Below are 260 nucleotides of genomic sequence, written 5' to 3'. Positions count from 1 at the left end.
GACCGGTGACGTGGCCACTCGCAGACGTCCCTGACCGTCCCAGGAGCGACGAGAACGCCGACGGTCGTGAAGACCGGCACCGCAGCCCGTGCTTTCGACAATCCGGTAACGGCGCGCCCGACCCGCCCTCGCGCTCGCTAGCCGTCGCCGTGCTCGGCCGCGAGCGCCTCGAACGCCGCCCAGGACGGGTCGACGTCGGGATGTTCGAGGCGCTCGTCGTCGACGTAGACGCCCGCGCCCTCGCTGATGCGCCCGACGTC

1 pseudogene is annotated in these 260 nt (G+C 72.3%); it reads right to left on the bottom strand.

Features of this window, described 5'->3' with window-relative positions:
- Positions 1 to 137: 137 nt before the first annotated feature.
- A pseudogene (locus SM755_RS23865) lies at positions 138 to 260 on the bottom strand (hydrogenase expression protein); the annotation flags it as partial.

The organism is Natrialba sp. PRR66 (assembly GCF_034808065.1).
Taxonomy (GTDB): domain Archaea; phylum Halobacteriota; class Halobacteria; order Halobacteriales; family Natrialbaceae; genus Natrialba; species Natrialba aegyptia.
The sequence above is the reverse complement of the archived record's forward strand: the minus strand, read 5'-3'. Positions and strand labels throughout refer to the sequence as shown.